This is a genomic window from Streptomyces sp. NPDC059582 (assembly GCF_042735715.1).
Lineage (GTDB): Bacteria > Actinomycetota > Actinomycetes > Streptomycetales > Streptomycetaceae > Streptomyces.
In genome coordinates this window covers 25496-32492 of record NZ_JBHWCC010000078.1, presented here as the reverse complement: position 1 = coordinate 32492, position 6997 = coordinate 25496, and the positions used below count along the sequence as shown (strand labels likewise).

Here is a 6997-nt window from a genome sequence, read left to right as displayed (position 1 = left end):
GCCCGGGACCGGTCGGGTCCGGGCGGCGGGCCGTGCCGGGGGTCAACCGGTCAGGACCGGCTCTTCAGCGGGGCGAACCAGTCGTAGTACGGCGTGTCCGGGCCCCAAGTGCCGGGTCGGCCATGGGCGTCCTTCGTCACGAAGACGCTCGGCTCGGAGGCGGTGACCCCGCCACCGTCGGAGCGCGCCGTGACGAACCACGCGTGGGTGGACCCGGGCCTGAGGTTCCGCCACGTCACCGAGGCGACCTCGCCCGACTTCACCTTGGTACGCCCGATCACGCTGACCGGGTTGTACAGCGCCACCGAGTCGGTCGCGAAGGTGGTCTTGCGGGACTTGAGGTCGATCGGCAGCACCATGTTGTCCTCGGTGCCGTCGTACCGGTGGTTCGTGTCGTACTCGGTTGCACCGAACTCGTCGAGCAGCGGTGAGTACGTGTCGACGGTCAGCTCGGACCGGTCCACGTCGAACTGGAGCATCCGGAAGAAGCTCGCGCCGAACTGGAGCTGGTCGTCGGGCTGGTAGCCGCCGATCTCGGTGAGCCCGAGCCGGTCCGCGGACACCGTGTAGAACTGGTAGTCCGCGAGCAGTTCGACCACGTCGTGGCTGATCTCGCCGACCTTCGGCTTCACGTTGGTGCCCACGCCGTGCTCGTGGCCGGCGAGAATCAGGAACACGTTCGGGTTGTCCTGGACCACCGTCTTGTACAGCATCGAGCCGTCGGGCACGGAGAACGGGGCTCCGCGGCCGTCGGGGTTGCTGCTCGGCGCGAGGTAGTCGTGCGAGAGCAGGATGCCGTTGCGGTCGGGGTAGCGCTTGAAGACCGAGTCGGCCCATTCGGCCTCCTCGCGCGTCACACCGTAGGACAGGCCGACCACGACGAAGTCCTGGCCGCCCGCGGAGAACAGGTCGTAGTGGTTCTGGTTGTCGCCCGCGCGCCAGGGGCCGCCGTAACTCGCGTGCTCCCAGCCCTGCGACAGCGCCTGGTAGCGGTCGGGACCGTAGTACTGGTTGTAGATGGCGTCCGGGCCGTTCTCGGTGCCCGACTGGTTGTCGTGGTTGCCCGCGATCACACCGTTCGGGATGCCCGCGTCGTCCAGGATCTTCTGCTGCCTGGAGGACACCTCCAGCTCGCCGACGACCTCCTTCTGGGTGGCCTCGTCGGCGGGCTTGCGGATGTTGTTCTCGATGAGGTCGCCGGTGTGGGCGACGTAGGCGATCTTCCGCTTGTCCTTGTTGGCCGCGATCCAGCGGGAGACGTCCCCGTACGCCTTCTCCCAGACCGCGCGCTCCTCGGCCGTCTCTTGCTCGACCGCGCCCTCGGAGAGGTACTGCGTGTCGGTGTAGTGGACGATCGAGAAGTCGTACGAGTCCGGGTCGGCGAAGGAGTTCGCGTCACCGGCGTCGATGTCGTCGGCGAAGGGGTCCTCACCGGTGACCATGACGTGGACCTGCCGGTGGTCGACGTAGGGGCCGTCCAGTACGGAGGTCAGCACCGTGTTGCCCTCGGCGGCGCCGCGGGCGCTGTTGACGACGTCCCACTGCTCGGTGTCGTTGTTCCACACCCGCAGCGCGGCGAGGCGCTCGGGGTCGATGACGCCCTCCCAGCGCAGCACCGGCTGGTCGACGTGGCCCGTCACCTGGACGTCGAACCGCTGGAAGGTGACGTCGGCGGAGGAGGGCGCGGCGAGCGTGCGGCCGTCGGCGGGCGCGAGTCCCGCGGCCTTGATCTTCTTCTCGCCCTTGACCTTCAGCGTGGTCGGGACGGCGGTGGCCGTGCCCTGGTACACCTGGTTCGGGCTGAGGATCTCGGCCTCGGAGAACGTGGCGGTCACCTTGCCGCCGTCGGGTTCGGCCACCTTGGCGGACAGCGGCACGTTCCGGTCGGCGTCGGTGGTGCCGGACGCGGGGGTCAGCTGTGCGGGGGTGTCCGGAATGCCGGCGGAGGTGAACCTCACCTCGCGGGTGCCGGTGTTGCCCAAGGCGTCGGTGGCGGTCACGGAGAGCGTGTGCGCACCGGCGGACAGGCCGGGGCCGACCTCGGTACCGGCCTCGACCGCCTTGCCGTCGAGCTTGATGTCCGGGCCGCTCACCACACCGGAGAGGTCGGTCACCCGCACGCCGAGCACGACCGACGCGGTGATCCGCTGACCGGCCTTGGGAGTGCTGCTCGCTACCTGGGGCGCCGAGTTGTCGGTGGCCAGTACGCGGGTGGCGGTCATGCCCGTCTTCGAGGTGGCTGCCAGCGTGTGCTGACCGTCCCGGAGATCGGCGGTGTCGAGATCGGCGCGGACGCCCTTGGCCGGGCCGTCCACGAAGAACTCCAGGTCGACCTCGGTCAGCGGGTTGACGTTGTCACCGCAGTTGCCGTCGCCGAAGCTGTAGGAGCCCTTGACCATCCGGCCCTCGGCGGTGCCGGCGGCCGGCGTCAGCGTGATCCCGGAGAGCGCGAAGTCGTCCCGGTTGGCACCGCACGAGGTGGCGTAGGTGCCGGTGACGACGTCGACGGTGTTCCAGCCGGGCACCAGCCACTCGTTGGGGATCGTCAGGTCGACGTGCCGGCTGACGTAGTCGGCGTCCAGCACGGTCTTCTGGCCGTTGACCAGGACGTAGTTCTGGTAGCGGGCCTCGATCGAGTTGGTGCCGACGGTGAAGCCGAGGGTGGCGGTGCCGGAGCCCAGCGTGTCGGTGACCGCGACGGCCGGGGCGTCGATCGTGTAGTGCAGCTCGGCCTCGGCCAGCCGGTCCGTGGCGGTGCCACAGCTGCCGTCGCCCATCGCGTAGGAGGCCGCGATGTCCTTGCCGGTGACGGTGGCGCCGTCCAGCGCGAGGCCGAGGTTCGCCAGGTCGAAGTCGTCGCGGTTGTTGCCGCAGGTCTCCTTGTACGGGCCGGCGACGACCTTGACGGTGTTGTCACCGGGGACCAGGTACCGCGCGGGTATCGCGATCTCCACCCGCTGGCTGACCCAGGTGCCGCCCAGGTCGATCCGCTTGCCGTTGACCAGCAGGTGGTTGTCGTACTTGTCGTCGAGCGAGTTGGCGCCGACGTCGAAGGAGAACGTGGCCGCTCCGTTGCCCAGCTGCGGCGCGGAGACGGGCTTGCCGCCGTCCACGGTCAGCGAGGCCACCTCGCCCTCGGTGCCCGCCGGGAAGTCGGCGAACACCGACTGTCCGCCCTTCACCAGCGTGCCGTCCTTGGGCAGCAGCCGGGGAGCGCCCGCCGGGGCGTTGTTGACGGTCACCTTGTTGGTGACCGTCTTGCGCGAGGTGGTGGTCGCGGTGATGGTGTGCTTGCCGTTGGAGAGCTTGGTGGTGTCCAGGTCGCTCTTCAGGCCGGTGGTGCCCTGCGGGTCGCCGAGGACGAAGAAGCTCAGCGACGCCTCCCTCAGCAGCGTGTCGTTGGAGCCGCAGTTGCCGTCACCGAAGGAGTACGTGTACTCGTTCTCCTCGCCGTCCGCGACCTCGCCGAGCAGGGTCAGCTCGATGTCGGACAGCACGAAGTCGTCGTAGTTGGTTCCGCAGGAGCTGTCGACGGTTCCCGCGAAGAACTTGATCGTGTTCTCGCCCTTGACGAGGTGCTCGTTCGGGATCTCGATGGTGCCCCGCTCGTTGACGAGGTCACCGATGTCCGCCCGGTACTCGCCGTTGACCAGCACATGGTTCTGGTAGCGGGCCTCGGTCGAGTTCGAGCCGACGTCGAAGCTCAGCCGGGACACCCCGACCGTCTTCGCCGCGTCGATCGGCCGCCCGTCGACCGAGACCTTGGTGACGGAGTCACCGGCCAGTGTCGGTGTGGCCGCGACCTTCTGCGTGCCCTCGAGGTACGTGCCGTCGGCGGGGGTGAGGGTGGGCAGTGTCGTCGCGGCCTGTGCGGACGGGTGCGAGCTGTCCGTGGCGCGCTGGTCCGTGCCGGGGTCGGCGTACGCCACCGTGGCGTTGCCGCACACCAGGACGAGTACGGTCAGGACGGCACCCGCGAGCCTCCGGCCTCCGGATCCACCAATCTGCTGTCTTCGCCGCTGTGTTGACCGCATCAGCAGCCGTCCTTCCTGATCGCTCGAGAATGGAGGCACACCGCGCACTATGGCGGGCATGCACATGATGAATCCTCGGCAACGCAGATGAACGTCAATGAGTCAGCTGTGAACGGCCAGTGGAATGATCTTGCGGTAGGGGTCCGCCGAATGGGGGGAACACGGCGATACCGGGCGGCGTTGGGGAGCGGCTATGCGCCGAACCAGTCCCTGGTGGGTTCCGTGGTCGACAGGAACGCCAGCAGTGCGCCCACGGCGACTCCGGCACCACCCCACATCCCCTGCCCGGCCAGCGCGGCGACCGCGCCTCCGACGAGGATCACCCAGCCGACGACCACCGTGCCGACGCGGACCGTGTTGCTGCCGGCGGCGAACTTCCCCGCGAGGACGAACGAGACGGCGGCCAGGGCCGCGCAGATCGTCGCCGCGACGGCCATCATGCCGAGGATCAGTTCACCCAGGGCACCGGTCCTGAGCGTCACGGCCGCCACGATCAGCCATGACAGGGCGACCACGCCGGCCATGCCCACGACGACGAGCAGGGCACGGGCACATCTGGCCGTGCCGGGCAGTTGGGGCATGCACGTTCCTTTGATCGAAGGCGGTAGGGCTCCGCAATTATCGGGGGCTCCCCGAGGCCGCAGACAGCCCCCGCAGCCGAATTGATATGAGTCACGGGCCGACGGCCGGGCCGCGGCACAGGGGAGTCACCGTGCTGGACCTACGGCGGCCGCGGCCCGCGTCAGCGGTACATCGGTTCGACCACCCGGCGTCATTGCCCCCGAGGCACCGCCGATTTCAGGCCACCGAGACCTAGCGTTGCAGCCGAGGGACCAGCGAGGTCCGCCGGCGCGAGGCGAGGGAGTGGCGATGATCGAGGCACGACAGCTGACGAAGCGGTACGGGGAGAAGACGGCGGTCGACCACCTGGACTTCGTCGTCAAACCGGGCACGGTCACCGGCTTCCTGGGCCCGAACGGCGCGGGCAAGTCAACCACCATGCGCATGATCGTCGGACTCGACGCGCCCACCGCCGGCCGGGTGACCGTCAACGGCAGGCACTACGCCGAGCACAGCGCGCCGTTGCAGGAGGTCGGCGCCCTGCTGGAGGCGAAGTCGGTCCATCCGGGCCGCTCCGCGTTCGACCACCTGATGGCGCAGGCCCACACGCACGGCATTCCGCGCCGCCGGGTGGAGGAGGTCGTGGAGCTGACCGGCCTTCAGTCCGTCGCCAGGAAGCGGGCCGGCGCCTTCTCCCTCGGCATGGGCCAGCGGCTGGGCATCGCCGCGGCACTGCTGGGCGACCCGGCCACCCTCATGCTGGACGAGCCCGTCAACGGGCTCGATCCCGAGGGCGTGCTGTGGATCCGCGGTCTGCTCACCCGACTCGCCTCCGAGGGCCGTACCGTCTTCGTCTCCTCGCACCTGATGAGCGAGATGGCGCTGGTCGCCGACCATCTGATCATCGTCGGACGTGGCCGCCTGCTGGCCGACACCACGGTGCGGGAGTTGGTCCGCCGGGGCGGCGGTGACACGGTGACGGTCGCCTCCGACCGGGCGGCCCGCCTGCGTGAGGTGCTGGCCGGTCCGGGCGTCGAGATCGCGGGAGCGGTCGGTACCGAGGAACTCCAGGTGACCGGGCTGTCGGCGCGGGCCATCGGCCTCAAGGCCGCCGAGCACGGCATCCCCCTGTTCGAACTCCGCTCCAGGACGGTCTCGCTGGAGCAGGCGTTCATGGACCTGACCAGTGACGCCGTCGAATACCGCGGCACCGCTGCCGCCGCCGTCGAGATCCCCCGGAGCGTGGCATGAGCGCGACGACCGTGACCGAGAGTTCCTCGACCGCACCGGTACCCGCCCGACCGGGACATCCGCGGTACGAGGTGACCGGACGCAGAGTGCTGCGCTCGGAGTGGGCCAAACTCTGGTCCCTGCGCTCCACCTGGATCACCCTGGGCCTCGGCCTGCTGTTCCTGGTCGGATTCGGCGTCATCGCCGCGGTGCACTACCACGCCGAGTACACCTCGGGCCGGCCCATGTACCGGGAGAGCGCCAATGCCACCGCCCTCAGCCTCTCGCTGTTCGGCACCAACTTCGCGCAGTTGGCCGTCGGCGTCCTGGGCGTGCTGGTCGCCGCCGGCGAGTACTCCACCGGCATGATCCGCTCCACACTCGCCGCGGTACCGCGGCGCCTGCCGGTCCTGTGGTCGAAGGCGGCCGTGTCCGGCCTGGTCACCCTGGCCGTCGCCACCGTAGGCATCGTCATTGCGTTCCTCATCGCCGGCGGCATGCTCTCCGGTACCCCCGCGGCCCTGTCGCTGTCGCACGCGGGCGTCGCACGCAGCCTTCTGGCCGCCGCCGTCTACCTCGGCCTGGTCGCCGTGATCGGCGTCGCCCTCGGCGCGCTGCTGCGCTCCGTCGCCGGTGGCATCGCCGTCCTGGTCGCCTCCCTGATGCTGGTGCCCGGCCTGGTCTCGCTGTTGCCCACGTCGTGGCAGGACGGCATCAGCAAGTACCTGCCCAGCAACGCCGGTGCGTCGATGTACGCGCTGACCCACGACACGACGAGCCTGTCACCCGCCGCCGGGCTCCTGGTGTTCCTCGGCTGGACCGTACTCGCGCTGGCGGGCGCCGGGTACCGACTGATGCGCACGGACGCCTGACCCGGTGCGCGTCCGCGCGGTCGGTGCGCGCTCGGCAGTCGGTCCGGTGGGCGCTCGGCCGTCGGTCCGGTGCGCGCCGCCTGGGCGCGGTGCCCATGGCCCGCTACGGTGCGTATCGCCTTGCTAGAGCCTGCACGGGTTCGGCCCCGCGGTGCGCATCGCCTCGGTAGGGCGTGCACCGGCCAGGCCCCGCGTCCGGCCGCGCGCCGCAGTCGCCGGACCCATCGCCCACCACAGCCGGGCCGGGTGAACTGAGCTCTCGGCCACAGTTCTTACGAGAGGCTGACGCGAGCCTTGAAC

At 69.9% G+C, this 6997-nt stretch carries 4 protein-coding genes; 2 read left to right on the top strand and 2 right to left on the bottom strand.

Translation table 11 applies throughout. From position 1 onward, the window contains the following. Positions 1-50: 50 nt before the first annotated feature. Complete coding sequence (locus ACFV0T_RS39115; RefSeq protein ID WP_385789831.1) at positions 51-4034, bottom strand: metallophosphoesterase; 3984 nt, start codon at positions 4032-4034, stop codon at positions 51-53. Positions 4035-4225: 191 nt separating this feature from the next. Then, the gene (locus tag ACFV0T_RS39110) at positions 4226-4615 is read right to left on the bottom strand and encodes a hypothetical protein (protein WP_385789829.1); all 390 of its coding nucleotides are present in this window, start codon (positions 4613-4615) and stop codon (positions 4226-4228) included. Positions 4616-4904: 289 nt separating this feature from the next. On the opposite strand from ACFV0T_RS39110, the gene ACFV0T_RS39105 reads away from it, so the two are divergent. After that, positions 4905-5846, top strand: coding sequence for an ABC transporter ATP-binding protein (locus tag ACFV0T_RS39105; RefSeq protein ID WP_385789827.1), 942 nt, complete (start codon positions 4905-4907; stop codon positions 5844-5846). After that, on the top strand, positions 5843-6697 hold the full coding sequence (locus ACFV0T_RS39100) for an ABC transporter permease (RefSeq protein WP_385789825.1): 855 nt from the start codon (positions 5843-5845) through the stop codon (positions 6695-6697). The genes ACFV0T_RS39105 and ACFV0T_RS39100 overlap by 4 nt, the downstream gene beginning before the upstream one ends. The last annotated feature ends 300 nt before the right edge of the window (positions 6698-6997 follow it).

Excerpts from the sequence above, each read along its gene's own strand:
- ACFV0T_RS39115 (WP_385789831.1), bottom strand. The coding sequence starts at position 4,034 with ATGCGGTCAACACAGCGGCGAAGACAGCAGATTGGTGGATCCGGAGGC.
- ACFV0T_RS39110 (WP_385789829.1), bottom strand. The coding sequence starts at position 4,615 with ATGCCCCAACTGCCCGGCACGGCCAGATGTGCCCGTGCCCTGCTCGTC.
- ACFV0T_RS39105 (WP_385789827.1), top strand. The coding sequence starts at position 4,905 with ATGATCGAGGCACGACAGCTGACGAAGCGGTACGGGGAGAAGACGGCG.
- ACFV0T_RS39100 (WP_385789825.1), top strand. The coding sequence starts at position 5,843 with ATGAGCGCGACGACCGTGACCGAGAGTTCCTCGACCGCACCGGTACCC.